The sequence below is a fragment of the Candidatus Saccharibacteria bacterium oral taxon 488 genome, from assembly GCA_013100805.1.
GTDB lineage: Bacteria > Patescibacteriota > Saccharimonadia > Saccharimonadales > Saccharimonadaceae > Nanosynbacter.
The window spans coordinates 303,586-330,400 of record CP040000.1; the positions used below are offsets into that span (position 1 = coordinate 303,586).

Genomic DNA, 26,815 nt, shown 5'->3' on the forward strand with positions numbered 1-26,815 from the left:
CCTAGTCCACTTCGGTTAGTAATTCTTTTGGCGTTGATTGGGTAATCGGCCGCGAAGCCAGCAGCACCGCGATAATAATCACCGCCAGTCCAGCGCCCCACACCGCCAGCAGATCCGTCGGCTGCACACCAACTGTCACCTTGTCGAGCGTGCGTGATGACGTCACCGAGTCGGCGTCAGCACCGAGCGACGCACCGTTGAGGGAACTGCCAGCTTGACGTGTGGCATTCTGCGCCGCCTGCGATACCACGTGATCACCCATTTGTTGAGCAATTAGCCCTGCGGTAAAGTACGACGCACCGAAGCTCAGCACCGCGATCATCACCAGCTCAGCGATATATTGCAACACAATCTTTGACTGCGGCACACCCGTCGCCAAGAGTACGCCCGCTTCGCGCTTGCGCTCGTTCATCCACAAATACAGCACCATGCCGATCACCGCGACACTAACCAGCGCCGTCGCCCACAACATGCCGTCGATCAGGCCGTACACGCCGTTCACCGCACCAGTCACACCAGCCAGTTCCTGACTATTCTTATTCAATTGATACTTTTGCCAATTGACCGGCAATTTCTGTGCCCGCGCCATCACCTCGTCCAGCTGTTTGGTGCCTTTGGTGAAGAACGTGGCGTCTTGGTAAATCTCATTTTGCTCGGTATACGCGTTCAACTGGCGAGTTGTCGTGAGGTCAGTCAGGAATAAATTCTCAAACAGTTCCACCTGGTACGTCGCCTGCTTTGGGTTTTTGCCGTTAAATATACCGACGATTTCCACTTCAACCTCGTCCTTGGATGGATGCTCGTTGTCGGTGTCGTATTGATTGGCCTTTAACTTAATTTTATTGCCAAGCTTCAGGTTGTTTGCCTTGGCAAAATCTTCGTGCACTAAAATTTTGTGCGAATCGTTCTCGGTGATGTGCCGGCCAGCGATGAGCTTGAGCGACTCAGCCCGGAACTTTTTCTCGGACTCAGATTTATTGACACCAATGATGGTGGCGGCATTGCCAAACTGTTTGTCTTTCTCGGCGTCATAGCCGCTGCCGCCACTTGGTAGTGGCACCAGTTTGGTATTGATAAAATCGACCGTGGCATTCTGGCGCTTGACATAATCCGTCACGCCTTCCAGATTCTTCACCGCGTCGATGTCTTTGTTCGACACCGTTCCCGAACCGCGGGCTGTTCCCGGATTGGTGCGCGGATTATTGCCCAGCGTGAAGCCGGCCTTGAGCGTTTTGTCCAGCGACTGCGCCGCCGCGTCGGTCGAATGCTTGATGGCAAATCCACTCAGCATAATCGTCGACATACACAGCAAAATCGCCAGCAAAATCAGCGTTTTGAGTTTTTTCCTGGTGATATACAACCAGGCACGTTGTATAAATGACATAGATCTCCTTTCTTGGTTCTATGTCAGTGTAGCAGGCGAATGTGAAGGGAATGTGAAATGGGTGGGGTTATCTGGCTATTTCTTCTCAAGCACTGCAACCCGTTTCTTCAAATCATCCAGTTCGGCGCGGAGTTCGCTGGTGTTTGCTGCGGGGCTGTTTGGTTCTACCTTTTTAGTTTTAGCGTCTTTTTCTTGCTGAGCTTTTTGCTTCTTGCTTGCTTTTACGGCAATATGCATAGAGATAGCGCTACTTGATACTACGATAATAATACCTATCATAGATACTATGTCTAGAGGTTTGATATTCATATATTCCTTTGTTTATGATTTATTGATAGGATTAATTATACACCCTGCTGATGGTGTACGGCTAGTAAGTTGACGTTGGCTAACTCTTTGGGTACAAAATTACTTACCTAATTCCGGCCAACTTCTGCTGCCGCCTAACGGCACCTTGGGCGGCGGAACGAATCTTCTTCGGATCCTCTAGAATCTTTTTCATTTTATTTTGGCGAGCTATCGCTGCCTGCTTTTTGATTTTACTTCTTAGAGGGGTTGTTTCTACCCACTCTTTAAGCTTATGTATTATTACGCTACTCATCATTATCTATTCCATCACCATAAAACACACGAAAGGGCGCGAAGCATTCACCCACCCCGCGCCCTAACCTATCCATTATCCCTGGACGGTCTACGCTCCTGGTTTTGGTTTTGGCGCCTCTTTCTTTGGTTCGGGGGCCTTTTCGAATTTGGCGTTCTTGATTTCTTTTTCTAGGACGGAGCCTGCCACGAAACGAACTTTGGCCTCCTCGATGAGGCTGGGATTAACATCTTTTTCCTCAAGGATGCCTTTGGATTTGAGTGTGACATGGAAGTAGCCCAGCTCGCCCAAGTGGACGCTGTGGCCTTTGGCGAGCAGCGCTGCCAATTCCTCGCCCAGGATGGTCAAAACCGCCTGGATGTCTGTTTTGCTAACAGTGGTAGAATGGCGGGCGATGTTATCGGCGAGCTCGGGGAGGTCAATACGGCCGGACTCCGACTCGCGGGCATAATATTTAGCCGGTTCGGTTGGTTTGGCTGGATTTTTTAGTTTGACAGATTTATACTTCAATGTCATTTGATTATCCTTTTCGTTAGTTAATTAACGTACTATAGCAAAGTTTTCAAAGTACCACGGTACTTTTTCTAAACCACCACGTTGGTTTTCCAAAACTATCACGGTACTTTTCGAAAAGTACCACGTTGGTTTTAGTCTGGCGAGAGCCACCCCTTAAAACCGCAGGCAATAATCCGCAGATTAGTACTTGGAGGCGGCTAAAACACCGCGCTGGAACACTAGCTTATCGCAAGCTATGTCATCTGCCCACCTCCTTTCGGATTACAAACACCCCCTTGCTGATGGCAGCGCGCGGATGTTGGTTATGGTTTTATTTTAGCATGGGCGGGCGGGAAAAGCGAGAGATTTTCATTTGTTTGTCTCGTTTTGTGTTTCTGCTAGATAATCCCTCACCATCACAAACCCATCTACCGTTTCAATTGCCGCCAAGTACTTTTTCCATTCCTCGTCGTTCAATTCTGCCAGGCTGCGCCCGGGAAAGCGCGGATGCCCGTAAATATATAATAATTCCGTCCAGCCGTGCAGGTTGTCGCCGCGCGGTTCATCGATGATAAAGCCCTCTTCATCAGCCACGAAAACGTGGTCTTTTTCGCCGTCAAAATAACCCACCGCAAAAGAAAAGATAGCCCGGCGATCGGTCTCGCCTTGCATCAATTTGATGATTCCGGAATAACTAAAGCTGTCCAGTAATAATTTAACGAACGGCCCCGGAAAGCCTTTCAGCGCCGGGATGAAAAAGCCGCGGTCATCGACAATCAGGCGCTTGTCTGGAAAGGCTTTTTTAGCTTGCGCCAGCTTGCTTTTGGCGATTGTCTGAATGTCTAGTCCTCGCCCCTCATTAAAATCATAGTCAAGTCTCTGCAGGTCAATGCCAAGCGGCTGCAGAAGTTTCTGGAGACTGGTGAATTTCCGATGGTTGGAGGTGATGAAGTAAATCGTTTTACTTTTTGTCATGAATAATCCTTTCTATTAACACTACAAAGTTTGCCGTATCTATTTCTAATCTACCAGATGGATCAAATGAGAAATCCGCCGTAAATCCATCATCTAGCATCACAGCATCAAGAGCAACTCGAGACATGTCGTGCATGATATTTCTTTGGCGTAATCTTTCTGCTGAAGTGGCTGGCGTGGTTTTAACGAGTATGCTCTTTAGTGAGTCGCCGTATATGTCCGACATATCTCCGACAACTTTATCTGAAGGCGTGGAACATACGATAAGATTTGTACCCTGCTCTAGTTGAGCAATATAATCATCTGGGTTTAGTCCGTAGTAGTTTCCATAGATTAACGACTCGTCCCACCGATTAGCCGCTGCTTTCATTTGACGATACGTACCTACGTCAACAAAAGTATACTCGATATCGTCTTCATCTTGGCGGCGTGGGCGTGTGGTTAGTGTATTCATGTACTTCAATTCTTGCGGGAACATTCGTAAAGCATGGCGTGCAAGCGTACTCTTACCTGACCCTGATAGTCCGCAGACAACCAATAGGTCGCCCGGCTTATCGATAGAGTGAGCCACCGTCTATATCCTCATTTTCTTTGGCAACGCAATCTTTGTATTTATACAAATATATATTTGACGAAAGTAGTCCTGGGTCTTTTGGCAGATGACCGTACGTGTGAACATCCTTGTCTATATTAGCAACCATTAAACCACAGTCGTATGCATATTGTAGAATCTCATGTGTACAATCAAGTGTCCATTGTAGGTCTTCGTCTATCGGATAGACTAGCACGGAGACCGAGCCAACAGGCACTGCACCAGCTACTCGGCTTAACCAAACCTTTGCGCCTTTGCCGCGATTCTTTGAGGAATATGGTGGATTTATATAAAATGCGTCAGCCTTGATATGTTGAGGCAAAGCATTCCTCGCATCGTATTCTTCAATTATGTAACTATTAATGTTGTTCTTTGCGTAATTATCTCGCAAACTACGACGTATTCGCGCATCGTATTCAACTACAACTGGCGAAACGTTCAAATATTTACCAAATAATACCGATAGATGATCGTCATCCCCAAGGAACAAAACCTTCTTACCATTAAGTACAGGCCTCATCATATCAACCTGTCGTGCCATACTTTCAGAAGTCATAAGGTACTGCTCAATGCTCATATCAGCTTCTGGACGTAACTTGTTTAGCTCTAGTGCGCTACATAGAATATCTCTGTTTTGGCTCATAAACTCCTCGCTTTTAGTATTTTAACTTTATATAGCGTATGTGTGATGGTTGGAAATGCCTATTAAAAATTGCTGCAACATCTAGCGGTTCTTTTTCTTTTTTAGTACATGTTACCAAATCCATATGTAAATATCCACTTTCTGGCCACGTGTGCATTGATAGATGGCTCTCTTCTAGGACATAAAATACCGTTTTACCTATAGGTTCAAACTGATGGATTCGTCGCTCAACTACACTAAGACCAGTATCTCTACAGAAAGCATCGCAAGCGTCTTTTAATAATTTTGAAGAATTAAGAAACTCATCAGGCAGACCCCGAGCCTCGATAACCGTATGGTTGATAAGAGGTATATTTTCATCCCAAAGACCTCTGACTTTATGGCGTAAGTCAAGATTATAGATACGCAACGTTGAATCTTGATCAACAATAGAAAGTTTATTTTGATTATCCTGCATAATACACTCTTTTCGTATTATATTATGTACATTTGGTCATCAAAAAAGCGACCACATGCTAGTCGCTAAACTTCTACAAATAAGCTTCGAAACCTATCTGCGCATATGGCCGCATCAGCGTTTCGAAGCATTATTTATATATGCTTCTTTGTAGAAGTTTAGCACTGTTATTGTAACAGATGAGATATAGGAGCGCAAATATACAATTGTCTCTGTGTGAGAGAAAATCTGCTGCTGTGTCTACCTGTCTTTACGCGCCGCCACCGCAAACCACATAAAGTAATCCTCCAATGATTCGTCTTCCATGCCGGCGAATAGTTCGCGGGCGCGCAGGACTTCGCGGAGTTTTGGTGATTTTTGGCGGGCGAGCTGTTCGGCGGTGGCGTCTAACAAGTCCAAGCCGCGCTGCCAGGCGCCGGTCATTGCAACCGTATCGCCGCGGCGCCGGGCGGTAAACGCTCGCCCGACCTCTGAGCCGATGTTGCCCATTTGCTCGAAAATCGTTAAGCTCTGCCACTTCTCTCGGTCAAAGACATGTTCACTCACGGACGACTCCGGCGATGATATCGATAATTTGCTGGGCACTGTTGGGTCGAGCCGTCAATACTCTTCATAATTCAATTGTAGCACGAATAAGCGGGATGGGTACGTGTCTGCTGTGCCGCAGCATATTCCCACTCAGCAATTGATAGCGTAAATATTATTATTGATAAGCCGTCAAGTTTAACTTCCCGTCCACATACTCCCCCAGAAATACGTCACTATACGCCTTCAATCCCTGCTTGTTCATTTCTTTGAGCAGCCATTTCTCGTCCTTGCCAATTACATGCAAAATATCAGTTGCAGTTGTCCATCTGTTATCAATGGGAAATTCGGATTTTCCTCCTTTTTATGAGTGATGATCAATTCGCCGTCTTGCTCTACCACGGCTCTTTTCACTTTTCTCGTTGAATAGATATGATGAGTTCGCAGTTTGAACGATACGTCATGAGCGCTCAAACCGACTTTCTGGCAATTCTCAATGTTGATTTTTCCATTATCAATGATAGTCAACGCTCTGCCGTCGATCAGCTGCTTCGCTTTCACGTTATACTGTTTTATCCATTTCAATGTCAGCACCAGCGCGCACCATATGCACAAAATACCGATGTAGTTCAGAATCTGAATGCTATTGTTATAAATGACTCCGCCGATGATACCACCCAGCACATAGTTCTGCACTTGGTCGCTGGCAGACGATGGCGACAAATTACCTTTTCCGGAAATATTGATAATTATCGTCAGTGCGAAAAGCCAATCAACAATTTTATTGCTACTAAAATGAATCATCCATGGTTTAATTTTAGTACAGACAGCTAGTGCTTCGGTATGACATGTTTGACGATGGCTATTTTGTATCAGCCGATGAGAACTAGCTAGCCCTAATAAATTCACACCAAAAAGTAAGGTATAATATAACTTAGAAATAGTAAATTAATAAAAAAGGTACAAAAATGAATTTATTTTTATGTTCGCACTTCTCAAGTGTTGGATCTATCATAGAAGAGCAGATTGCCAATAAAAAGATTGCCTTTATTCCCACGGCATCGATACGCGAGAGTTATACGGGCTATGTTAGATCGGCACGTAAACTATTCAAAAATTTGGGCGCTCGACTAATAGAAATTGAAATCTCAACTGAAGAATTTTCAAAGACAGAAGAATCACTCGAAGAAGCTGATGTTATTTATTTTACGGGTGGTAATTCATTTTTCCTTATTGATCAATTGCGAAGAACTGGCACAGACAAACTTTTAAAACAACAACTTAAGAATGGTAAACTATTCATCGGAGAGTCAGCGGGTGCTATCGTGTGTGCACCTGATATCTCTTATATAGAGAAGATGGATCCAATTCCGAAAGATTATTCCCAAGATGATAATACGGGGCTAAATATCATTGATTTTTATGTTCTACCACATTATTTGACTGCGCCGTTTAAAAAAGTCACAGAGCAAATTGTGCAAACATTTCCAGACATTGATTTATGTGCTATCAATAATACCCAAGCGATTATCGTAAAAGGCGATACAAAGAATATTGTAACTATTTAACCAAAAAACCTCACCACAAACCGCATACCCTGCCCGTGTGGCGTGAAGTCGTAGTCTAGACCTTTGGCGTCGAGTAGCATTTTCACGGTGTAGAGGCCGATACCACTGCTGTCGGTGTGTTGCTTCGTGGCGGCACTGCTTCGATAAAACGGATCAAAGATGTGCTGGAGTTGCTGCTTGGTGAGTGGTTTGCAGGCGTTTTCGATGGCTAGTTCACGCTGGTTGCAAGTAAGTTTTATCACACTCCCGGCGTCGCCGTGGCGCACCGCGTTTGACGCCAGGTTCGAGATGACGTGGCGCATCATGTCGCGGTTGGCACGAATGGTCGTCGGCTCTGCATTAACCTCGAAAGTCATGCCGCGCGTTTTTGCCAGTAGTGTATAGTCGTCAACCACTTCAGCGACTAGCTTATCAACCCTCAGCCGCTTTTCTTGACGCAAAGCCTGCTCGGCGACACTGCCAGAACGCAAGACATCATTCACCATCGCCGCCAAGCGGTCAACCTGCGCCACCGATTCCGCCAGGTACTGGTCGCGATTTTTATATTCGCCGATATTGAGTTGCATGTTTTCGAGCATGATCCGGAGGGCTGCCAGCGGCGTTTTCAACTCGTGCGAGGCCGCGCGCAGGAATGCGATTTTCTCTTTCTCGAGCTGGGTGATCCGCTTATTTTCATGCTCCAGCGAGCGAATCGTCTGCCACAAATTTTGATACAGCTCATTAATATTTCGCCCCAGCACGCCGATCTCGTCATGGCTGTTCACCGGGTAGTGCACATCCTTTTCCAGTCGCTGCATAGTCGTGGTCACTGCCGCCATCTTACGAATCGGCCGCGTCACAAAACGACTGTAGATGTAAGAAAATATCAGCGCCACCAACAGCGAGCCGAGCATGGTATATGGCAATACGTGCAGCGTGGCGAGCTTGGCCTGAGTGACAGGCGCCACATCGGCCAGTAGCTTGATTCTGGCCGTTTGTCCGTGATTATCCGCCACGCTACCCTGCCGCAAAATCACCGAGCGCGGATCGATCGTTTGTCCGTCAGCGATTTTCACCACGCTGGTATCGACTGGTTTACCGCTGTCTGTCACGATATTGACGGATTGAAAGCCTTGAAAATACTGATCACGCCCGTCAATCGTCAGCGTGATGTTGACGTTTTTCATGCTCGCAAATTCCTGGCTGAGACGGCGCATTTCCTCAGCCGATTTGCCGCGCAGCTCGGTGGTCAGCATTGCTAGGTTATTTGCTGCCTGGCGCTCTTTTTGCTGCAGATAAAATTGTGGCATCAAGGTGTAGACCAGCGCGTGCGCCAGGATGATCACTACTGCGAATAGGCCGATTGACACCAAAAACGTTTTGGGAAATAATTTAAGCCGCTTCATAGCGATAGCCTACTCCCTTTACCGTGGTGATGCAATCCAGGTGCAATTTTTTGCGCAGGTTTTTGATGTAGACATCGATCACTCGGTCGAATGGCACCTCGTCATCACGCCACAACTTGTCAATGATAGCCTGCCGACTCCAGACCATATTTGGATTATCCACGAGCAGTTTAAGCAGCTGCACTTCCTTGGGCTTGAGGTGCGCGTCAGTATCATCATAAAATCCCTGATAGGCCATAAAATCCACCGAAGCCAGGCCGCGCTGCCACAAGGTTTTTTTGACAGACTGTTGGCGGCGAAGCAGCGCCTTAATTCGCTTTTCCAAAAGCACCAGCGAAAATGGCTTACTCATATAATCATCCGCCAGCTCGTCAAAACTGGCAATTTGCGTCGGCTCATCGTGTAGCGCCGTCAGCATCAGTACCGGCACATCGCTCGTCTGGCGAATCTGGTGTAGCGTCTCGATACCGCTCATCCCCGGCAGCATAATATCCAGGATAATCATATCTGCCTGAGTAAATTTCTTTAGCGCCTCCTCGCCGCTAGTCGCCGTCAGTACCACAAAACCCTGCTGGCGTAGGAATTGCTCGGTGCCAGTGCGTAAGGTAGGTTCGTCTTCAACAATAAGAATCGTTGATGTCATATAAGTAGTATACCGAAAATGCCGCCCGTGGTAAACGAGCGGCATGGGGCGCGTGGTCAGCGTCAAATTGGGACGCTTGGGTCGTATCAGCGGACGCCAACCACTTGCAGGCGCCGGGTGGTGCGACCGAGACCGAGAGAGATGGTTTCGGTGGCGTGGCGGTTGAGGAGGCTTTGTCCGAGGGGGCTATCGACCGAGATGCGGCCGTCAGACGGATCAGCCTCGAGGCTGTCAACGAGGGTGTAGCGAAAGAGCTGGCCCTGCTGATCGATGAGATCAACCACCGAGCCGATGGCGATGCGCAGCCGATCGCGCTTGCGCGGCAGCGGCTTGGCGGTCTTGAGCGCAGCGCGTTTTTCGGTGAGCTTACCATGGACGTTTTCGAGATTCATGATAATGTCGCTGCGGCGGAGTTTGTCGTCGCGAGATTTGGCGCGGCCGATGTCGCGTAGTTCAGCCGAGAGTGCTTTTTCGCGGATTTCGAGTTCGTTGATTTGCTTGTGTAATTCTTTGAAGCCTTTTTTACTGAGATATGTTGTCGTATTCATCCTTACCCTTTCTGGTGAGGCCCACCTCACCGTAACTTATTACACCATGGCATTCTGAAAATTAGCTGAAAAATTGTAAAAATGTCAAAAAAAGTTACGCCACCAGAGGTAAATTACAGGGTTTTTGGCAGCGAAATCGTGAACGTTGTCGTGTCTTTGCGGCTGGCGGCGGTGAGTTGGCCGCCGAGGGCGCCGGCTAGTTGCTTGGCGAGGCTGAGGCCAAGGCCGTAGCCACCGGTTCGCTGATCGCCAGAAAAAAATCGCTCAAAAATATGCGGCAAGTCGCGCGCCGCGATTTGGCCATCGTTCGTCAGGCAGACGGTGATCCGGTGATGGGTAGCCTTGATATCAACCTGGACACGGGACTTACGCGGGCTGTGGCGCAGAGCGTTGTCGAGGATGATGGCGATGAGTTCGCGGACGATGAGGCGATGGCTGGTCAGGGTGATGGCCTCGTCGGTGATCAGTACGGTGCGCGCATCGACCTTGCGTTCAGTGATCAGCTTTTTGGTGAGGTCAGTAATGTCGAATGTCTCAGTCGTGGTTTCTAATTGTTGATTGGCAGACGATAGTTTGAGCAGTGTCTCAGTCAGCTGCGTCAAACGGTCAGTTTCTTCGAGTGTGCTCTGGAGCGTTTGGCGAAGTGATGCTTTGCTGGCGCGACGGTCAGACAATGCTAGCTCGGCCTCGGCCTTGATGACAGCCAGTGGTGTGCGCAGCTGATGACTGGCGTTGGCGGTGAAGCGCGACTGAGCGTCATGTGCTGCCTCGATCGGCTCAAGCGTCCGCCGGGCCAATATATAGGCACAGACGCCGCCGCCGATGAGCACGATGAGGTTGAGATAGCCGAGGCTGATCAGCAAATTGGTGGTCGAGATTGACGGGTGGTCGCGGATGATGGTGGTTTCGGTGTGGCTGTCGGTTTTGTGATGCTTACTCCAGTTATTCAGCTGGACGTCGAGCTCGGAGCTGGCAACTTGAAAGATGATGCCGCTAAATAGTAAGCTGACGGTCATCAAAATGAGCAAGTACCAGCCGGCCAGCTTGAGCGTTGCCGAGAAAAATAATTTCACTCGCCAGCCTCCAATTTATAACCAAAGCCGCGCACGGTGTGAATCAGCGGACACCGAAACGGCTTGTCGATTTTCTTGCGCAGCTGCTTGATGTAGGCCTCGACGTTGTTGGGCAAAATATCAGCGTCAAAATCCCACACATGGGCGATCAATTTGTCTTTGCTAAGCGTCTGGCCGGGGTGGCGCGCCAGGTATTCGAGGAGCGCGTACTCCTTGCTGGTCAGGTCGATCGCGGTGCCAGCGCGAGTAACGGATTGCGTTGTCTGGTCGATCACGAGATCAGCGATCTGGAGCGTGTCCGGTTGCTGAATCGGCGGGCGGCGGAGGAGCGCTCGCACGCGGGCGGTGAGTTCGGCGATGGCGAAGGGCTTGACGAGATAATCATCAGCGCCGCTGTCCAGGCCGAACGTCTTGTCCTCGGTCGTCCCCAGCGCCGTTAACAGCAAAATCGGCATATCCTTGCCCTGCCCGCGTAACGCTCGCACGATATCAGTGCCACTCCGTCCCGGCAGCATCCGATCAACGACTAGTAGATCGTACGGCTCGCTCATCGCCATATTTAAGCCCTCATCCCCGTCATGCGTCACGTCCACAGCATGATGCTCACGCCGCAGCGCCTCGGCAATGATCCGGGCAATCTTTCGTTCGTCTTCGATGATGAGGAGGCGCATGAGTATATTATATAAAATGTTTTGCTAGTGTGTATAGTGAGCATCTCATACCTGGAGTTGCTCAACACAGTATATAGGCTTATAATTATAATCAATGCATCTGGACGATAAAACATTTACCAATCTACTAATCATTTGTCAGGCTCTTGATGCGAAGTTCCCTCATGGTGCTGACATATTCCAGCGCGTATCGCGGTTGTGCGAGGAGAGTGGCGAGCTCGCTAGCGCCGTTAACCACCTTGAAGGTATGGGCGTCAAGCGCCGCAAACACGGCCAGCCGCAGTATGATAATCTCATCAAAGAGATTCAGGACGTCATGCGCTGCGCGGTTGGTATAGCTATGCATTACGGAGTAGAGCGTGAAGTTGTAGCGGCGATAGCTCGGAGCGCCGAGGGAGTAGAGCGAAAATAAGATATAGTGCCTTATGCCCCCTGCTCCGCCCACATAGTGTATAATAAGCAGAAAGAAAGGGAGATATATGGGACGAGACACAGCAAAACAGCAGCGACCGATTGTCGAGATTCGTCATTTTCAGATGGCGTTTGGTGACAAGGTGGTCATCCAAGACCTTAGTTTTGAGGTGCAGCGCGGCGAGGTGTTTGGATTCTTAGGCAGCAACGGCTCGGGAAAGACGACGACGCTTAGAGCACTATTGGGGCTATACGAGCCAACGGCTGGCGAGCTACTGGTTGATGGCAAGCCGTACACGGTCGAGGATAGCGTTAAGTTAGGCTATCTCCCGGAGGAGCGCGGCTTGTACAAAAAAGAAAAAGTCATCGACACCATGATTTATTTTGGTCGATTGAAGGGACTCGGCAAAGAAGAAGCGCGCACATTCTCCATGAATTATTTGGAGCGAGTTGGTTTGAGCGACAAGGCAAAAACTCGGCTGGATAAATTATCAGGCGGCCAGCAGCAAAAAATTCAGCTGGGCGTGACCATCATGGGCGACCCAGAGTTACTCATTTTGGATGAGCCGACTAAGGGTTTTGACCCAGTCAATCGCCGACTACTAATGAACATCATCGAAGAGCGACGTAAGGCTGGCGCGACGGTGATATTTGTCACCCACCAGATGGAAGAGGTCGAACGGCTATGTGATCGGCTGATTCTATTAAAAGACGGTCGAGCGGCGGCGTACGGTACACTAGCAGAAGTGAAAAAGCAGTTCGGCGGTGCGTCAATGGATGATATTTTCGTCAAGGTTTATGGCGGCGAGAAGCAGGAGGTACGTCATGAGTAAGATGCATAATTTGGGGATGGTGTTTAAGTTTGAGGTGCTGCGTACCTTGAAGAAGCCAACCTTTTGGCTGATAGCGCTAGGTTTTCCGGTCATGATTGGGCTGATTTTCGGTATTGTTATTTGGTCAAATCAGGCGACCAAAGAGGCGGCCGATAAGCTTCAAGAACAAAAATTTAGCATTACTATGACAGATCATTCAAAGCTAATCAAGCCGGAAGTCGCGGCGGTGATGAAAGTCCAATCAGTTGACTCCGAAGCTGAAGGTATCGAAAAAGTTAAACGCCGTCAGACGGATGCTTATTTCTATATACCGAAGAATCTTGAGAAGGACACGATCAGGATATACGGCCAAGATACGGGGGTTTTTGAGAACAATAAGTACGAGGCGGTTGTCCGCACACTACTGAATCAGTCGGTTGATAGTAGGGTCACCGGATCGGAAGCGGCAGTGATCAAGCAGAAAATTAATTCGTCACTCAAGACCTATAAAGACGGTAAAGAAAGCGGCGGTGTGAACGAGATGATCGTGCCAGGGTTCTTCCTGGTGCTGTTTTATATGCTCGTTGCCTTCTTTAGTAATCAGATGCTGACGAGTACTGTCGAGGAGAAAGAAAACCGCACTGTGGAGATGTTGCTGACAACGGTGCAGGCCAGAACGTTGATTATCGGCAAGATTTGGGCGTTGATCGCTCTATCGCTGATTCAGGGGATGGTTATCGTTGTGCCGGTGTTGATTGGCTATTTTGGATTTGGTTCGCAGCTGCACCTGTCTAACTTTGATCTATCGCAAATTGTGTTTGATCCGACGAGAATCGCTGTCGCTGTTGCGCTGTTTGGTGCGAGCTTTACCATGCTGACTGGTCTGTTGGTAGCTATGGGGGCAATGATGCCGACCGCCAAGGAGGCGAGTTCGTGGGTTGGCCTGGTGATGATACTGCTGTTTGGGCCGTTGTATGCCGCGTCAGTATTTGTCTCGTACCCAGAGTCAACGTTCTCGATGGTTATGTCGTACTTCCCGCTTACGGCACCAATTCCGTTGATGATTAGGAATACGGTCGGCAATTTGTCGCTCGTTGAGGCCTTGATCGGCGTGGCGGTCTTGGTGGTGTCTGCGGTACTGATCATGATGCTGGCGGTACGGATTTTCCGCTACGGCGCGATGTCATATGATAGCAAGTTGTCTCTGTCAGCGTTGCGGATGAAGCGAAAAGCTGATAAAGTTTAGGGTATGAAAGTACGCATTGAAATAGACACCAAAACATTTGTGCGGTTTTGGCTGGTGGTGATTGGCTTTGGGCTGGCGGGGTTGATGATTTATTCGGCGCGGGATGCGCTGATGGTGCTCGGGACGGCGTTGTTTCTGGCGCTGGCACTGAACGCGCCGGTGCGTAAGTTGGCATCGTGGCTACCCGGCAAGAGTCGGCTGGGCGGGACGGCGTTGGCGTTTATGCTGCTGATTATCATCTTGACTAGTGTGATTTGGTTTGTGGTGCCGCCATTGGTACAGCAATCGGCCAAGTTTGCCGAGACGCTGCCGGGGTTGGTCAATGGTGTTAACGAGCAGTGGCATGGGCTGAGGAATTTTATTGAGCAGAATGGCCTGCAGTCGCAGATTGACTCGCTGATGAATAATATCCGCGGTCAGGCATCCAGTTGGGCGGCGAGTTTCGGCGCAAATATCCTCGGTAGTATCAGTTCGCTGGCGTCATTTTTGGCATCGGCCTTTCTGGTCTTGGTGCTGACATTCTTGATGTTGCTCGAAGGCCAGGAATGGATGGAGCGGCTGTGGCGACTGTATCGGGACGAGCAGCGGCGCGACCACCACAAGGTGCTGGTTGGCAAGATTTATAACGTGGTGACTGGCTACATCGTCGGGCAACTGACGGTGTCGGGGATCGGCTCGCTGTGTGCCGGGGCGTTCGTGTTTGGCATGAGCTGGTTCATTCCGGAGATCGCAGCCAACTTGGCAATGCCGACGATTCTGCTGGTGTTCCTACTCAGCCTGATCCCGATGTTTGGGGCAACGATCGCCGGTGTGGTGGTGGGACTGATGCTGATGCTCAATAGTGTGTCGGCGGGCGTCATCTATCTCATCTATTTCGTGATCTACCAGCAGATTGAGAATAATTTTATTGCGCCAGTCATTCAGGGTAAGAAAGTCGAGCTGTCGGCGCTGGCGATCTTGGTGGCGGTGACGGTCGGGCTGTATGTTGGCGGCTTGGTCGGTGGTGTGGTGGCCATTCCGATCGCTGGATCGCTCAAGGTGCTGATGGACGATTATCTGGCGCATAATCGCGAGCCGCAGGCGCCGCCTCGCCGCTCGCCGCTAAAAAAGGCGCTCAAAAAAGCCGCCAAGGAAGCCAGCTAAGGTAAGTACCGAGAGATTATCGGTACGACCAAACTTGACCAGATGGGGTGTCGCGTAGGGCGATGCCCTTTTCGTCGAGTTGAGCGCGAATGTCGTCGGCGGCCTGCCAGTTTTTGGCGCGGCGAGCTTGCTGACGCTCGAGGATGAGCCGCTTGGCTTCATCATCAATATCTGGCGTGGTTTCCATTAACTCTAGGCCCAGCACCTCGTCGATTACCTCGAGTAGCTGCAGTAAGCCACCACGGTGAATTTTCTCTAGCGGCGCGTGATCCAGCCGTGAAAACGCCTCGTCGATCAGCGCCAAGACCCCTGGCGTATCCAAATCATCATTCAACTTTTCAACCAGCGCCTGTCGCGCTGCCAGCAGCGACACCGTGCCTTCCTGCTCATCCTTCTCGTCGTCATCGTCCAGCGTGTCGTGCGTCTGGTGTCGCAGCGCCGCATAGCCGCGCCAATGGTCCAGCCGCGCCTGGGCTGCCTCCAAAATATCCCAGGTGAAATTGCCCTCGGTTTGGTAATGCTTGCTGAGAATCGCCAGCTTGAAAGCCATCGGGCTAAAGCCGCGGGCAGTGATGTCAGTGAGAGTGATGATATTGCCCAAGGACTTACTCATCTTGCGGCCACCCACCTTGATGTGATTGTTGTGTAGCCAGATGTGGGCAAATTGCTGCCCTGTCAAACTCTCGCTCTGAGCAATCTCGTTGGTGTGATGTACCGGAATGTGGTCAATGCCGCCGGTGTGAATGTCAATTGAATCGCCCAGCGTTTCCCGAGCAATCGTCGAACATTCCAAATGCCAGCCCGGAAAACCGACGCCCCACGGGCTATCCCATTCCATGTCGCGTTTGGTGTCCGTCGGTGAAAATTTCCAGACAGCGAAGTCGGTGATGTTGCGCTTGCCCTCGACGCTGACCCGCGCGCCGGCCTCCAAGCCCGCCACGTCCAGCCGCGCTAATTTGCCGTAATCCGGTAGAAGTGACGTATCAAAATACATGCCGTCGCCGTCAATCTTATACAAAAATCCCTTCTCATCTAGCCCGCGGGCAAAGTTGATTTGCTGCTGGATGTAGTCCGTTGCCCGCACCAAATGGTCGGGCCGCACCAGCTTTAGTACCTCGTAGGCTTCGTGCTCGGCAATGGCGATATACTGCTCGGCCACATCCCAGGCGGTTTTACCCTCGCGGCGCGCTCCCTTCTCCATCTTGTCCTCGCCATTATCATCATCGCTGGTCAAATGTCCAACGTCGGTGATATTTTGTGTTCGGACAACTGGAATATCTTGCCAACGTAATAGTCGCACCAACACATCCCAATAAATATAGCCGACCCAGTTGCCGATGTGCGGCTGCGAATACACCGTCAGCCCACAGGTGTACATGCGAACCGTCTGTCCGTCGAGTGGCTGTAGTTTGTCTTTATGGCGAGTGAGGGTGTTGTGGAGCTTCATTGCCTTTATTTTACAGGAAAAAGCAGAGATTGGCGAGCGGCCCTGCCCTGTCGCAACTGAATGCTACCATCGCACTCTAGGCGTTATCTAGGCAGCTGTAAGATCTGCCCGTGCCTATGGTATGATGACTCTAGGAAGCGTAAGGCGAGAAAGGCGATATATGGATACAATATTATTTCAGTACTGTCAAAAAATAGTGCTATTCAGTCAAGACGGCTCTGCCGTGCTACTCGCTAGGCGCCGCGGGGAGGCTGATTATGATGGCGTGTTCTCGTTTATTGGCGGCAAGTTGGAGTCGACGGATGACGGCCTGGTGAATGGTCTTCGGCGGGAGAAAATGAGGAAATTGGCTCGGCTGCTAAAATTGCGGTGGTAACGAGCATCAGTGTTAATGAATATTTTGTCAAAACTAATGGACAGGCCATGGTGCTGCCACATTATTATGCCCGGTTTATTGGCGGTGAAATTATACTCAATGATGAGTATTCTGAGTATCGGTGGGTGAACCTACGTGAGTTAGATCAGTTTGAACCAAAGATTGAGACAGTTGCTTCCATGGTTGAGGCTGTCCAAAAGATTATGCGAGTTGCCACCGAGGCGGATTATCGAGAGATATAGACATGTATTGGCCGCCCCCGCTCGCTTAAAGCCGGCCTAGATTTACGGTATTTTCTATATCGAGTTCGCTTTCGTCGTTTCCGACTCATCAGCATAGACATGCATCTATGGAGCGAACATGACAAGCAGAGCTGACAGAGGTTCGCGGGAGGTCAGTTTTTCGGGGGCAAGAACTCAACAACAAGTTCCCACCTCGTGCTTCCTGTTCTGTGATAGTACACACGGTTCAGGGGTAGGATAGTCTCCAGACAGTTTTTCAGGCCTCCCTCCAGGAGGCCCTTTTCCAACACCGAAGAGGCGGCGTTGGAGCTACAACATCTATCCACAAGACGGCTCCACTTCCGTCTCCACCACCATGGCATGTCGGACAGTAGAATTGTTGTAGTTACAGTCTTCACCCCCTTAATGGTGTTTGTAGCAAGGGTGTGTAGCACCTCGCTACGGAGTTTTTCGATTGTTCGCATCCATCTAGGGCTCGACTTTAGTTGCTGCCCGAGATTGGTGGCCTCCTTCCCGACCTTCTTCAGGAAGGCCTCTTGCTGGCGCCGCCGCTCGGCAAGCTGCTGGGCTTCGTATTTTTCTTGGTCATCGCGGTATCTATCAATATCCTTGCGTGTAATTTGCGCCACGATATCTTTCCTTTCAAGACAATCTCTCACTTCGCGGTTAGCCTCCGTTTAGCTAACTCTGTCACGAAACGAGATACTGCTGCTCCAAGGGTTAGTATTAATCATCTTGTGCTGTCGTTGTAGCTGCTGTACCTCGTTTCGTTTGGCATCTGCTTGTCAAACTACACTTTCGGACAAGGATTCACTCAACTCGTCAACAAAAGCTGATTATATATATCACTAATAGAATAAAATGTCAATGGATTTTGTCAAAAATGTGGTATCATATGCCCTTTTCGGCGTTTTTGGCCTGTTTGTAGGCTTTGGTGACTGGCGCTAGGCCGCGGGCGACGCGTTCGCGGTTGGCTTTCAGTTGCTTTTCGTCGCGGAAAGATAGTTTGATGGGAGTGCCGGCAAAGTTGAAGGCTTCGCGCAGGGTGCGCTCGAGGTAGCGTTTGTAGCTCCAGTGGACAAATTTCAGGTTGCTGCCGTAGATGACAAACCATGGCGGGGCCGTGTCGGTCTGGACGATGTAGCGCAGTTTTGGATGTGAGTTCTTTAGGCCGGCTGGCGGATGAGCGGTGACGGCTTTTTGTAAGAGGTCGTTGAGGATGCGGGTTTTGCATTCTTGGCGGCGGCGCTTGTAAATATCGAGGGCCAGATCGAACAATTTGACGACGTTTTGGCCAGTGACTGATGAGGTGAAGATCAGTGGCGCGTAGGGTGTGAATTTGAAATGATAGCTAATTTGCGGTGCTAGTTCGTCGTGAGTGTAGGCGTCTTTGCCTTCGACGGAGTCCCATTTGCTGACAACCAGGACGAGCCCCTTGCCTGCTTCGTCGATGATGCCGGCCAGGCGTTGATCTAATTGAACGTTCAATTCGTTAACATCCATCAAGAGAAAACAGATGTCGGCTTCGTTGATGGCCTGCATGGTGCGTAGGACGGAGAACTTTTCGATGCCGGTTTCTTGTTTGCCTTGGCGGCGGATGCCGGCGGTGTCGAGTAGCTCGATGGTCTGGCCGTGGTAGCGGACCTGGACGCGGTTGACGTCGCGGGTGGTGCCGGCAACGTTGGCGACGATGGCTTGCTGCTTGCCCGCCAAGGTGTTGAACAGGTTGCTTTTGCCGACGTTTGGCCGGCCGATCAAGGCGATGCGGATGATGTCGTCAGCTTCGGTTTGAGTGGCTGGCGGAATGAGATCGGCGATGTTGTCGAGCAGTTCAGAGATGCCAATGTTGTGCTCGGCAGAGGTTTTGATGATGGTTTTGATACCGAGACGTTTGAATTCGTCGGTGTGGAGCGAGCCTTTGAGGTCGGCTTTGCTGGCGATGAGAAGGACGGGCTTGCCACTTTTGAGGGCTTTTTTGGCCAGTTGACGGTCGGCGTCTGATGGATAGACGGTGGAGTCGACCATGACGAGAATGACGTCGGCAGCGGCGGAGGCGTCGGCGATTTGGTCTTGGATGGTGGCTTCGAATTCGTCTTCGGCGGGTTTGAGGCCGGCGGTGTCGATGAGCCAGAATTCGGCGTGTGTGTCACTATTTTGCCGGCGATATGAAACTTTGCCGACGACGTTGTCACGGGTGGTGCCGGCTTCGCGGGCGACGATGGCGGTGCGGGCGCGCGTCAAGCGGTTGAATAGCGAACTTTTACCAACGTTGGCTTGGCCGATGATGGCGACGGTAGGTAGTTTATTAGGCATAATTATGCTTATTATACCAGAGGTGTGGGGTTTTGGCGAGGATGAGCGTTATATGCTGGAGCCAAGCAGGCCGAGGCGGTATAGCGAGTAGTAGACGATGCAGCCGACGAAGAGGGCCGCCAGGAAAAATGCCAGGTAGCTGCTGCCGCGCCAGGCGTGCTTGGTTGATGATTTCTCGGTGCGTTTTGCCTGACGCCGGGCGATGATGGCGAATAGTATGAGTCCAGCCAAGATGACAACTTCAATGCCTAATGCATAGACGTTCAGCCCAAATTTTGGCTCATGCCCCAGCGGGATGACGTGCGGCTCGGCGACGTAGGCTCGTGTTTCGTCAAGCAGACAGACCTTGCGCTCGCGAACCGGCGTGATGATGAACATCGCGAAATCCTGTGGATGCGTAAACGGATGTTGAGGATAAAAATGACTTTCTCGCCAGTGATACGGGACACTGGGCGAAAATGGATTAACAGCGGGCATACACATGCTGGTAGTGTAGCACGGGGTTTTGGCGAAAGGCAATGAAAATAGCCCACCGAATGAGCTCAAGCTGTATGCGAGTATTCAACCCGAGAGATAGAAATCCTACCTCAATCAGATTGAGCACATACGGCGAGCTATTTTCCGGTGGGCTTAGCCCTTCCTCTTCTCAAATCCCTCCTTGGCGACCATAGCCATAATTATGGCACTGACGAGGTTCAGCGTCGCCACGCCAACAAAGATGGCGATTATCCATGCGTCAGCTATGAGGCTGACCTTGATCGCTAGAGTTAGATAGTGTATCGCAGTTATTAGGTTAAGCATGAATACCACGAGGGCGATGACGACCATGATTACGCCTTTCTTGAAAAAGCTCAAAGCTAAAGGGCGACTTCCGCCCTAGGCGTAGCCTTGAGCAAAAGCTGATACATATATATCACTAATAGACTAAAATGTCAATGAAATTGAAGCAAAAATGTGGTATTATATGCGTTTTTGGCGCCTGAGGAGGCCTAGGTAGTCAGTGGCCCTTCGGTAAATTCCCCGCGTTTGATACTGCCGAGGGTGTAATTACCGAAGTCTGTCCGGTGGAGCTTGGTGACGGTGTAGCCGAGCGCGGCGAAGGTGCGGCGGATTTGGCGGTTGCGGCCTTCGCTCATCTGGACGATCCAGCGGTGGTCGTCACCCTCGTGCTGGCGTTCTAGTGTCAAGCGGCTGGGCCCGTCAGGCAGCTGCACGCCAAAGTCGTTGATCATTTGCCGGTGTAATGGCTGGAGCGGCTTGTCGAGCGTCACCAAGTAGCGCTTCATTTTATAAAACGACGGATGTGTCATCTGGTGGGCGAAGTCCCCGTCATTGGTGAGGAGAATCAGTCCGGAGCTATCTTTGTCCAGGCGCCCGACGGGTTTCAAGTGATGAAGGCTTTTTGGTAATAATTCGTAAATAGTCTGTACGCCGCCCTGAGAGGCGCGCGAACAGAGGTAGCCGACGGGTTTGTGGAGGAGGATGAGCTGGTGGGTTTGGGCGGTGAGTGGTTTGTCGCCGTGGCGAATAATGTCGGCTCTGGTGATGCGTTGGCCGAGCTTGGCAGGCTGGTCGTTCACGGTGACCTTGCCCTGCTTGATCAGCTCGTCAGCCTGGCGGCGCGACACGCCGAGTGCCAGCGCCACGAATTTGTTGAGGCGCTGGGCGGATGAATCGGTAGAATCGGATGTTTGCGTTGGTGTCGTCATACTAGGAGGCTACCGGTGGCTGCGGCGGAAAGGCGTTGGTCGGCGACTGGGGTGTCGCTGGCTGTGCTGTGGGCGATGGCTCTCCCTCAGGGGCTACGGTCTGCTCTGGCTCGGACGCTGGAGCTGGGTCGGTCGGCATCGGTGCTGGGGTGGGCAGGACGAATGGCGTATCATCATTTTGTGGTTGTGATGATGCCGTGTTGGCGAGCTCGGCATTGATCGCGGTACCAGCATCAAGCGGCTGGTCATCGGCTGGCGTCGGTAGCGGCTCGAGTGCATCTAGTGTCAGGTCGCCGTGCGGCCCCGCCATAGCATCAGACGTCGGCAGCGTGAAGTCGCCTGAATCTGGCGTTGGCTGCGGCGAGGCCTGCATAGACTCGAGCTGGTCGCTGAGCTCCTGCTCCATCATCTTGGACATGTCTGGCTGTGGCTCTTGGCTCAGTGGCTGGATCACCCGCTCACCACCATGGCTGGTCGGTTGCGGCGATGGTGATGAGACTGGCGCTGTTGACTGTGGCAGGGCGTCGGCCGGTGGCGTTGGTGCTGGCTCAGAGACCGGAGGTTGCTCTACCTCGGGCGCTGGAGTTGGCGCTGGGTCGGCTGGTGTCACCGGTTCGCCGGCGGTCGGGTCAGCGGTTTGCTCAGGCGGTGCGGATGGAGCTGCCGGTGCCAGCGCGGCGCTCGGCAAGACGAACGGCGCCGGGTCAGTTGCTGGAGGGGTCGAATTGTCTGGATTAGCTTGAGCGGGTGCGATGGCTGAATCATCCTGAGTCGGTGGAGTTGTTGGTGCCGGGGTGACAACTTGTGTGGCGATTGGCCCGGCGAACTTATCGCTTTCGAGGACTGTGCGTTGCTCGACGGGAACAGCAGAAATTTCATCTAAAAACTGTCGAGCCTGCGCGTCGGCAGCTGCTATCTCTGTTGGTGATGGCAAGGTGACTGCCGGAGCGTCTTGCTGGGTGGCTGGCGCCGCTAACGGTGCGTTGGCTGCCGCGGGTTCTGTGGCCGGAGCTGGTGCGACTGGTGCGGCCGCTGGTGCATCGCCGAGTACTTCGTGGACCGTGCGCACCACGTCTTCGATGCCGACTTGTGACTTGACGAGGTAGCGATCAGCGCCGAGGGCTTCACCACGTTGCCGCTGGTCTTCGGATGACAGCGCGGTCATCATGATGACTTTGACGTCGCGTGTCTCGGTGGTCGAGCGCAAGATATCCAGCATGTCAAAGCCAGAGATCTTGGGCATCATCACGTCGCTGACGATCAAGGCCGGGCGTTCTTTAATAGCCATAGCCAAGGCCTCTTCACCGTCGCCCGCCGAAACGATGTCGTAGCCCTCAGCTAGTAACCTGACGCCGTAAATCTCGCGCAGGCTTTTGTCGTCTTCTACTAGTAAAATCTTTGTCATAACTACCTCTACTATACCGAAGTTTGCACCAAAATACTATAGTGGTTATGGTTTTTGTTGGGCGGCAGCTGGCTCTGGGGTGGCGAGCGGTGCTGATGGCGTGGGTGTAGCGGTTGGCTCAGGGGGTGTGGGTGTGGCAAGAGGCTCGGGGGCTGGGTCGGGCGGTGTGGATGGCATGGCGGGCGCGGGAGCGGTTGGCTCAGTTGGTGGTGCGGGCATCAGCGGCAGCGGACTAAAGTTGGGCGGCGGCACCGGCGGCGTGGCCGGCTTAGTTAGGACGGTATCGGCGGCGTCCGGTTGGGTAGCGTTGATCGGGACGGTCGGCTGGACGGCGACAGCGGTTGGCGGTTCGGCGGTTAGTGGTGGAGCAGCCGGTGTGGGGACGGTTGGTAATTGGCGCATGGCCTCGTCGGTTCGGGTGCGAGGAATCTCGAGGAAGAAGGTGCTACCCTTGCGGTATTCGCTGATGACGAATAGGCGGCCGGACATTGCCTCGGTCAAGCGGCGGCTGAGATACAGGCCGAGGCCGGTGCCACCGATCTCGCGGGTGTCGGAATTATCGACGCGGTAGAACTTTTGAAAGAGGTGTGGCACATCTTCGGCGGGGATGCCGATACCGCTGTCTTGGACGCTGATGGTGATCGTTTTGTCATCGCCAGTGATGTCTATGACTACTTCCCCGTCGGGCGTGTACTTGATGGCATTTTCGATCAAGTTAGAAACAACTTCGCGGAGGTGATCGGCGTCAACGTTGGCGTAGTATGCTGGCTGGACAGTGGCGGCGGCGTCCGGACGGAAGGTGCAGACGAGGCCTTTTTCGGCGGCGCGTGGCGCCAGGCCCTCAAAAATCTCGCCAACGAAAGTAGTGATATTGATAATCTGTGGCTCGTTCTTGAGGCGGCCGTCTTCGGCGCGGCTGATATCAAGCAGGTCCTGGAACAGTCGGCCGAGGTGCTGGGCCGAGGCATGGGCCTTGGTGATGAAATCGCGCGCCTTGTCATCGATGTGGGCGGTGGCTGGGTTGAGCGCCAGGCCGAGGTAGCCTTCGATGGAGGCAACGGGGGTGCGCATTTCGTGGCTAGCGGTAGAGATGAATTCGGCTTGCTGGCGCTCCTCGGCTTTTTCCTTGGTGATGTCGCGAAAGACGACAATGATACCTTCGTTGTCCTTGCCGACCGGTGAGGCGACGATGGAGACGAGGATTTGCTTGTCCGAGGCAGTGCGGAGGAGTAATTTGTCGGAGTGTGCCGGCCGATTATTGATCAGTGATTGCATGACCGGGTTTTCGGTAACGGTGACGTCTTTGCCGTCGGCGGTGACGAGTTGAATGACGCTTTGCCATTTGAGGCCGAGGGCGTCGCCTTGGTTCCAGCCGATGATCCGCTGAGCTGAGGGGTTGATTAGCTCGATATTGCCCTCGCGCGAGATGGCCAGCACACCGTCGTCGATAGTATTGATGACAATGTCAGAGGTGCCCTCGGCAGTGGATAATTTGGTGCGGAGTTCAGAAATATCACCGAGCTTGCTGACGCGCGGCTGATGGCGCCAGATGATAAAGCCAAGAGCTAAGGGTGCCAGGCCAAAAAATAGGGCGCCAATCGTGGCGATGAGGCTGGCGTGCTGGGTGATGGCGGCGGTGGTGATGGCGGTGACGACGAGGAGGCTGGTGCCGAGGACGACGGGCCAGCCAAAGAAGCCGGCGAATACCGCAGCGCTGAGCCAAGCGGCGGCGAATGGCGAGGCTAGAAAGCCGCTGGTGGCAACGAGCGAGCCGACGGCAAGGATGATCAGGCCGTAGACGGCGATGGATGCGGCGGTGATGGCTCGGCGCGGTAGCCACAGACAGAGGATGAGGGCGGCGAGGCTGACGAGGGCGCTGATGGCGGCGGCGAGGTCGGTGATGGCTTCGCCGATGGGTAGCCGGTAACCGGTCGGGATAAAGCGCGCCCAAGCATAGAGGAGGACGATGACCAGCCCGACGAACAGGGCTGCCTCGCATAGTCGCCGCAGCCAAAATCGCGACAATTCACCGACTTGCGAAATATCCCCCGCCCACTTCATGCTTGTATTATAGACCGAGACGAGCAAAAATGATACCCACATTGAGCCATGTCACGGCAAGTCAAGCATGGTACGCATTTGGCCGCCCTGAGGGCGCTTACCCCTTCCCTAAAATCGCCTCGAGCATCTTCATTCGCGAGGCCATGATGGCGGGGATGGCACCACTGATGATAGCAACCACTAGCACAACCTCAGCACGGAATAGCAATTCCCACCACGATATGTTGAGTGTCACGTCGGCAATTGGTAGACTGAACGGATGCGCCACCACATATGGTACCAGCCCACCGAGGAAAATTGCCAAGCCGACCGCTATACCGCACACCGCATAAAATAGCGCTAGTAGAACATAGCTAAAGACGATCACTCGCGGCTTGACGCCAATCGCCCGCTGAATGCCGATTTGCCGCCGCTTGTTGATGATGTCAACGTAAATCACGATGAAGATCGTCACCGCCGCAATGATAATGCCGACTATCAGCATAATGGCGTTGAGCGACTGAAAACTACCGGTAATCGTATCCATAACCGTCGCTCCGTCACGCCAATCGTGAACGCGCAGGCCCGGATAGTTCAGGTCAGTAAGCGCTCGTTGCACCGACGCTTCCTTGCCGCGGCTGGTGCGCACGACGATCATGCTGGCATCGTTCTCGCCAGCCGTCAAATGGCTCGGTATGCCGCTGGTGAGCTTGCGCCATAAACCGCGCGAGATGTACGCCTGAATATCTGCATTATAGAACTTCGTCGAGGTAATACCGCCGACCTTAACGTCGACCTTTTTACCGTTAACATTTATCGTTACCCGATCGCCAACTTTAACCCCCTCGAGCGAACCTCTCTCGAGCAGCCGGCTACCCAGCACGATCTCGTCGTCACCCGCCAAAAACGTTCCGTCCGACACGCGGTTAGCGACCTCCAGGGTTTGGCGAAAGTCTCGTGGATTAACGACATTGATCCGAGCCTGTACCTGCTTGTCATCGTTATATCCTAAGACCGCCGGCACAGCCAGGATTTTGTCAGCCGCCGTCACGCCGTCGATGCGTTTGATCTCGGCCAGCTTATCATCGACATTGGTGATGTACTCGCCGGGCTTTTTGACATCGATATAGGCTTCGCCGACCATCAGGTTCTTGATCTGCGATTCAATCGCCGACGTGACGCCAGCTAGCAGCGACGATATGAAGGCTAGGTTAATGAATGCCACCGCCACCAGCAGCGTCGTCAGGCCCAGCGTCCACTTGCGGCCGCGCACGATGTACTGCCGCATCAATCGCCAGCCCAGCAAGAACTCGCGCCACAGATTGTTCTTGGGCTGGCGCGGCGTTTGCGTTTCCTGCGTTTTGCGGGACTGACTCATAGTAGTCTCCCGGCTGCGGGCTGACGCTCGCCTTTTAATTTGCCGTTTTCAAACACGATTTGCCGCTTGGCATAGGCTAGTTCATCAGCTTCATGCGAGATCATCACCAAGGTTATGCCGCTGGCGTTAATTTCCTTCAACGTTTCCATAACATTCTTTGAGGCAACCGTATCTAGGTTAGCCGTCGGCTCGTCGGCAAAGATAATGTGCGGCTCATTGACCAGCGCCCGGGCAATCGCCACGCGCTGCTGTTCGCCGCCAGATAATTGCGATGGCAGATGGCGCGCTCTGTCCTTCAAACTAACACGATCTAGTTCTTGCAGAGCTTTTTGCTTAGCAATCTTCGCCGAGCACCACATTAGCCGCGGCAACATGACGTTTTCTAGGGCGGTGAGCTCGCGGATCAGGGCGTACTCTTGAAAAATATAGCCAACTTGGCGCAGGCGCAGTTCAATTCGCTGTTTTTCTGGCAGCTGAGTGATCTCTATCGCTGGTGTCTCATCACCCCTACTATCAAACCAGATTGTGCCGCTATCGGGGCGATCCAACATCGCCACCTGATGCATAAAGGTCGATTTGCCCGAACCGTTGCGCCCCGTGATCATCAGAAAATCACCGTGACGAATCGAAAAACTGACGTCCTTGAGCGCACGCGTGGCGCTATCACCCGAGCCGTACGTCTTGCTGAGATGCTCAATGGTAAGAATTTCGCGGGCCATAGTATCAGTATAGC

General features: G+C 52.0%; 30 protein-coding genes and 1 pseudogene. 7 read left to right on the plus strand and 24 right to left on the minus strand.

The genetic code is table 11. The annotated features are described in order from the left end of the window. Window position 1 precedes the first annotated feature (1 nt). The 9 genes and pseudogenes from FBF27_01515 to FBF27_01555 all read right to left on the minus strand — a co-directional run bounded on the left by FBF27_01515 (window position 2) and on the right by FBF27_01555 (window position 6,469). Window positions 2–1,384 carry an ABC transporter permease gene (locus FBF27_01515; protein ID QJU09096.1) on the minus strand — a complete coding sequence of 461 codons (1,383 nt, stop codon included), beginning with the start codon at window positions 1,382–1,384 and terminating at the stop codon, window positions 2–4. A gap of 75 nt (window positions 1,385–1,459) precedes the next feature. Then, entirely contained in the window at window positions 1,460–1,693 is a 234-nt protein-coding gene (locus FBF27_01520) for a hypothetical protein (GenBank protein ID QJU09097.1), read from the minus strand. A 382-nt stretch (window positions 1,694–2,075) separates the two neighbouring features. Beyond that, window positions 2,076–2,501: a DNA-binding protein gene (locus tag FBF27_01525; protein ID QJU09098.1), complete on the minus strand. Its 426-nt coding sequence runs from the start codon at window positions 2,499–2,501 to the stop codon at window positions 2,076–2,078. A 348-nt stretch (window positions 2,502–2,849) separates the two neighbouring features. Next, complete coding sequence (locus FBF27_01530) at window positions 2,850–3,455, minus strand: hypothetical protein (protein ID QJU09099.1); 606 nt, start codon at window positions 3,453–3,455, stop codon at window positions 2,850–2,852. Next, window positions 3,442–4,026 (minus strand): hypothetical protein, encoded by a 585-nt coding sequence (locus FBF27_01535; GenBank protein QJU09100.1) that lies wholly within the window; start codon window positions 4,024–4,026, stop codon window positions 3,442–3,444. Before FBF27_01535 ends, FBF27_01530 begins: the two co-directional genes overlap by 14 nt. Continuing rightward, on the minus strand, window positions 4,007–4,690 hold the full coding sequence (locus FBF27_01540) for a putative methyltransferase (protein QJU09101.1): 684 nt from the start codon (window positions 4,688–4,690) through the stop codon (window positions 4,007–4,009). Before FBF27_01540 ends, FBF27_01535 begins: the two co-directional genes overlap by 20 nt. Window positions 4,691–4,703: 13 nt before the next feature. Continuing rightward, the gene (speD, locus tag FBF27_01545; protein ID QJU09102.1) at window positions 4,704–5,147 is read right to left on the minus strand and encodes an adenosylmethionine decarboxylase; all 444 of its coding nucleotides are present in this window, start codon (window positions 5,145–5,147) and stop codon (window positions 4,704–4,706) included. A gap of 240 nt (window positions 5,148–5,387) precedes the next feature. Next, complete coding sequence (locus FBF27_01550) at window positions 5,388–5,693, minus strand: hypothetical protein (GenBank protein QJU09103.1); 306 nt, start codon at window positions 5,691–5,693, stop codon at window positions 5,388–5,390. A gap of 157 nt (window positions 5,694–5,850) precedes the next feature. Further along, a pseudogene (locus tag FBF27_01555) lies at window positions 5,851–6,469 on the minus strand (DUF421 domain-containing protein). 171 nt (window positions 6,470–6,640) lie between these two features. Between FBF27_01555 and FBF27_01560 the strand changes: the two are divergent. Next, window positions 6,641–7,240 carry a peptidase S51 gene (locus FBF27_01560; protein QJU09104.1) on the plus strand — a complete coding sequence of 200 codons (600 nt, stop codon included), beginning with the start codon at window positions 6,641–6,643 and terminating at the stop codon, window positions 7,238–7,240. Here FBF27_01560 and FBF27_01565 read toward each other — a convergent pair. From FBF27_01565 to FBF27_01585, 5 genes are all read right to left on the minus strand, one after another. Further along, window positions 7,237–8,625 carry a HAMP domain-containing histidine kinase gene (locus FBF27_01565; protein QJU09105.1) on the minus strand — a complete coding sequence of 463 codons (1,389 nt, stop codon included), beginning with the start codon at window positions 8,623–8,625 and terminating at the stop codon, window positions 7,237–7,239. The genes FBF27_01560 and FBF27_01565 overlap by 4 nt on opposite strands. Then, entirely contained in the window at window positions 8,612–9,268 is a 657-nt protein-coding gene (locus FBF27_01570; GenBank protein QJU09106.1) for a response regulator transcription factor, read from the minus strand. The genes FBF27_01565 and FBF27_01570 overlap by 14 nt, the downstream gene beginning before the upstream one ends. 86 nt (window positions 9,269–9,354) lie before the next feature. Further along, window positions 9,355–9,816 (minus strand): hypothetical protein, encoded by a 462-nt coding sequence (locus FBF27_01575; protein QJU09107.1) that lies wholly within the window; start codon window positions 9,814–9,816, stop codon window positions 9,355–9,357. A 113-nt stretch (window positions 9,817–9,929) separates the two neighbouring features. Beyond that, entirely contained in the window at window positions 9,930–10,889 is a 960-nt protein-coding gene (locus tag FBF27_01580; GenBank protein ID QJU09108.1) for a HAMP domain-containing histidine kinase, read from the minus strand. Further along, window positions 10,886–11,560 (minus strand): response regulator transcription factor, encoded by a 675-nt coding sequence (locus FBF27_01585; protein QJU09109.1) that lies wholly within the window; start codon window positions 11,558–11,560, stop codon window positions 10,886–10,888. The genes FBF27_01580 and FBF27_01585 overlap by 4 nt, the downstream gene beginning before the upstream one ends. Window positions 11,561–11,654: 94 nt before the next feature. Between FBF27_01585 and FBF27_01590 the strand changes: the two genes are divergently transcribed. The 4 genes from FBF27_01590 (at window position 11,655) to FBF27_01605 (ending at window position 15,172) form a co-directional block, all read left to right on the plus strand. Continuing rightward, window positions 11,655–11,972 carry a hypothetical protein gene (locus tag FBF27_01590; protein QJU09110.1) on the plus strand — a complete coding sequence of 106 codons (318 nt, stop codon included), beginning with the start codon at window positions 11,655–11,657 and terminating at the stop codon, window positions 11,970–11,972. A gap of 124 nt (window positions 11,973–12,096) precedes the next feature. Next, window positions 12,097–12,804: an ATP-binding cassette domain-containing protein gene (locus FBF27_01595; protein ID QJU09648.1), complete on the plus strand. Its 708-nt coding sequence runs from the start codon at window positions 12,097–12,099 to the stop codon at window positions 12,802–12,804. Beyond that, the gene (locus FBF27_01600; GenBank protein QJU09111.1) at window positions 12,749–14,029 is read left to right on the plus strand and encodes an ABC transporter permease; all 1,281 of its coding nucleotides are present in this window, start codon (window positions 12,749–12,751) and stop codon (window positions 14,027–14,029) included. Before FBF27_01595 ends, FBF27_01600 begins: the two co-directional genes overlap by 56 nt. A gap of 3 nt (window positions 14,030–14,032) precedes the next feature. Continuing rightward, complete coding sequence (locus FBF27_01605; protein QJU09112.1) at window positions 14,033–15,172, plus strand: AI-2E family transporter; 1,140 nt, start codon at window positions 14,033–14,035, stop codon at window positions 15,170–15,172. A 16-nt stretch (window positions 15,173–15,188) separates the two neighbouring features. On the opposite strand, the gene FBF27_01610 is transcribed toward FBF27_01605, so the two are convergent. Next, entirely contained in the window at window positions 15,189–16,619 is a 1,431-nt protein-coding gene (locus tag FBF27_01610; GenBank protein QJU09113.1) for a cysteine--tRNA ligase, read from the minus strand. 160 nt (window positions 16,620–16,779) lie between these two features. On the opposite strand from FBF27_01610, the gene FBF27_01615 reads away from it, so the two are divergent. Together FBF27_01615 and FBF27_01620 are read left to right on the plus strand one after the other, a co-directional pair. Beyond that, window positions 16,780–16,995, plus strand: coding sequence for a hypothetical protein (locus FBF27_01615; GenBank protein QJU09114.1), 216 nt, complete (start codon window positions 16,780–16,782; stop codon window positions 16,993–16,995). Beyond that, a complete protein-coding gene (locus FBF27_01620; protein ID QJU09115.1) occupies window positions 16,989–17,237 on the plus strand; it encodes a hypothetical protein in 249 nt (82 codons plus the stop codon). Before FBF27_01615 ends, FBF27_01620 begins: the two co-directional genes overlap by 7 nt. 152 nt (window positions 17,238–17,389) lie before the next feature. On the opposite strand, the gene FBF27_01625 is transcribed toward FBF27_01620, so the two are convergent. The 9 genes from FBF27_01625 to FBF27_01665 form a co-directional block, all read right to left on the minus strand. Next, window positions 17,390–17,866 carry a hypothetical protein gene (locus FBF27_01625; GenBank protein ID QJU09116.1) on the minus strand — a complete coding sequence of 159 codons (477 nt, stop codon included), beginning with the start codon at window positions 17,864–17,866 and terminating at the stop codon, window positions 17,390–17,392. 262 nt (window positions 17,867–18,128) lie between these two features. Next, on the minus strand, window positions 18,129–19,550 hold the full coding sequence (der, locus tag FBF27_01630; protein QJU09117.1) for a ribosome biogenesis GTPase Der: 1,422 nt from the start codon (window positions 19,548–19,550) through the stop codon (window positions 18,129–18,131). A 48-nt stretch (window positions 19,551–19,598) separates the two neighbouring features. Next, complete coding sequence (locus tag FBF27_01635; protein ID QJU09118.1) at window positions 19,599–20,033, minus strand: hypothetical protein; 435 nt, start codon at window positions 20,031–20,033, stop codon at window positions 19,599–19,601. Between the two features lie 147 nt (window positions 20,034–20,180). Continuing rightward, complete coding sequence (locus FBF27_01640; GenBank protein ID QJU09119.1) at window positions 20,181–20,378, minus strand: hypothetical protein; 198 nt, start codon at window positions 20,376–20,378, stop codon at window positions 20,181–20,183. 161 nt (window positions 20,379–20,539) lie between these two features. Continuing rightward, window positions 20,540–21,259, minus strand: a complete 720-nt coding sequence (locus FBF27_01645) for an rRNA pseudouridine synthase (protein QJU09120.1) — start codon at window positions 21,257–21,259, stop codon at window positions 20,540–20,542. Window position 21,260: 1 nt separating this feature from the next. Further along, a complete protein-coding gene (locus FBF27_01650; protein ID QJU09121.1) occupies window positions 21,261–22,664 on the minus strand; it encodes a response regulator in 1,404 nt (467 codons plus the stop codon). 45 nt (window positions 22,665–22,709) lie between these two features. Beyond that, window positions 22,710–24,767 carry a PAS domain-containing protein gene (locus FBF27_01655; GenBank protein QJU09122.1) on the minus strand — a complete coding sequence of 686 codons (2,058 nt, stop codon included), beginning with the start codon at window positions 24,765–24,767 and terminating at the stop codon, window positions 22,710–22,712. Between the two features lie 55 nt (window positions 24,768–24,822). Further along, window positions 24,823–26,082, minus strand: coding sequence for an ABC transporter permease (locus tag FBF27_01660; GenBank protein QJU09123.1), 1,260 nt, complete (start codon window positions 26,080–26,082; stop codon window positions 24,823–24,825). Beyond that, entirely contained in the window at window positions 26,079–26,801 is a 723-nt protein-coding gene (locus tag FBF27_01665; protein QJU09124.1) for an ABC transporter ATP-binding protein, read from the minus strand. The genes FBF27_01660 and FBF27_01665 overlap by 4 nt, the downstream gene beginning before the upstream one ends. Between the last annotated feature and the right edge of the window lie 14 nt (window positions 26,802–26,815).

Excerpts from the sequence above, each read along its gene's own strand:
- FBF27_01540 (QJU09101.1), bottom strand. The coding sequence starts at position 4,690 with ATGAGCCAAAACAGAGATATTCTATGTAGCGCACTAGAGCTAAACAAG.
- der (QJU09117.1), bottom strand. The coding sequence starts at position 19,550 with ATGCCTAATAAACTACCTACCGTCGCCATCATCGGCCAAGCCAACGTT.
- FBF27_01650 (QJU09121.1), bottom strand. The coding sequence starts at position 22,664 with ATGACAAAGATTTTACTAGTAGAAGACGACAAAAGCCTGCGCGAGATT.
- FBF27_01560 (QJU09104.1), top strand. The coding sequence starts at position 6,641 with ATGAATTTATTTTTATGTTCGCACTTCTCAAGTGTTGGATCTATCATA.
- FBF27_01585 (QJU09109.1), bottom strand. The coding sequence starts at position 11,560 with ATGCGCCTCCTCATCATCGAAGACGAACGAAAGATTGCCCGGATCATT.
- FBF27_01525 (QJU09098.1), bottom strand. The coding sequence starts at position 2,501 with ATGACATTGAAGTATAAATCTGTCAAACTAAAAAATCCAGCCAAACCA.
- FBF27_01590 (QJU09110.1), top strand. The coding sequence starts at position 11,655 with ATGCATCTGGACGATAAAACATTTACCAATCTACTAATCATTTGTCAG.
- FBF27_01575 (QJU09107.1), bottom strand. The coding sequence starts at position 9,816 with ATGAATACGACAACATATCTCAGTAAAAAAGGCTTCAAAGAATTACAC.
- FBF27_01565 (QJU09105.1), bottom strand. The coding sequence starts at position 8,625 with ATGAAGCGGCTTAAATTATTTCCCAAAACGTTTTTGGTGTCAATCGGC.
- FBF27_01570 (QJU09106.1), bottom strand. The coding sequence starts at position 9,268 with ATGACATCAACGATTCTTATTGTTGAAGACGAACCTACCTTACGCACT.
- FBF27_01665 (QJU09124.1), bottom strand. The coding sequence starts at position 26,801 with ATGGCCCGCGAAATTCTTACCATTGAGCATCTCAGCAAGACGTACGGC.
- FBF27_01640 (QJU09119.1), bottom strand. The coding sequence starts at position 20,378 with ATGGTCGTCATCGCCCTCGTGGTATTCATGCTTAACCTAATAACTGCG.
- FBF27_01635 (QJU09118.1), bottom strand. The coding sequence starts at position 20,033 with ATGTGTATGCCCGCTGTTAATCCATTTTCGCCCAGTGTCCCGTATCAC.
- speD (QJU09102.1), bottom strand. The coding sequence starts at position 5,147 with ATGCAGGATAATCAAAATAAACTTTCTATTGTTGATCAAGATTCAACG.
- FBF27_01610 (QJU09113.1), bottom strand. The coding sequence starts at position 16,619 with ATGAAGCTCCACAACACCCTCACTCGCCATAAAGACAAACTACAGCCA.
- FBF27_01600 (QJU09111.1), top strand. The coding sequence starts at position 12,749 with ATGATATTTTCGTCAAGGTTTATGGCGGCGAGAAGCAGGAGGTACGTC.
- FBF27_01515 (QJU09096.1), bottom strand. The coding sequence starts at position 1,384 with ATGTCATTTATACAACGTGCCTGGTTGTATATCACCAGGAAAAAACTC.
- FBF27_01520 (QJU09097.1), bottom strand. The coding sequence starts at position 1,693 with ATGAATATCAAACCTCTAGACATAGTATCTATGATAGGTATTATTATC.
- FBF27_01645 (QJU09120.1), bottom strand. The coding sequence starts at position 21,259 with ATGACGACACCAACGCAAACATCCGATTCTACCGATTCATCCGCCCAG.
- FBF27_01595 (QJU09648.1), top strand. The coding sequence starts at position 12,097 with ATGGCGTTTGGTGACAAGGTGGTCATCCAAGACCTTAGTTTTGAGGTG.
- FBF27_01655 (QJU09122.1), bottom strand. The coding sequence starts at position 24,767 with ATGTGGGTATCATTTTTGCTCGTCTCGGTCTATAATACAAGCATGAAG.
- FBF27_01530 (QJU09099.1), bottom strand. The coding sequence starts at position 3,455 with ATGACAAAAAGTAAAACGATTTACTTCATCACCTCCAACCATCGGAAA.
- FBF27_01605 (QJU09112.1), top strand. The coding sequence starts at position 14,033 with ATGAAAGTACGCATTGAAATAGACACCAAAACATTTGTGCGGTTTTGG.
- FBF27_01615 (QJU09114.1), top strand. The coding sequence starts at position 16,780 with ATGGATACAATATTATTTCAGTACTGTCAAAAAATAGTGCTATTCAGT.
- FBF27_01660 (QJU09123.1), bottom strand. The coding sequence starts at position 26,082 with ATGAGTCAGTCCCGCAAAACGCAGGAAACGCAAACGCCGCGCCAGCCC.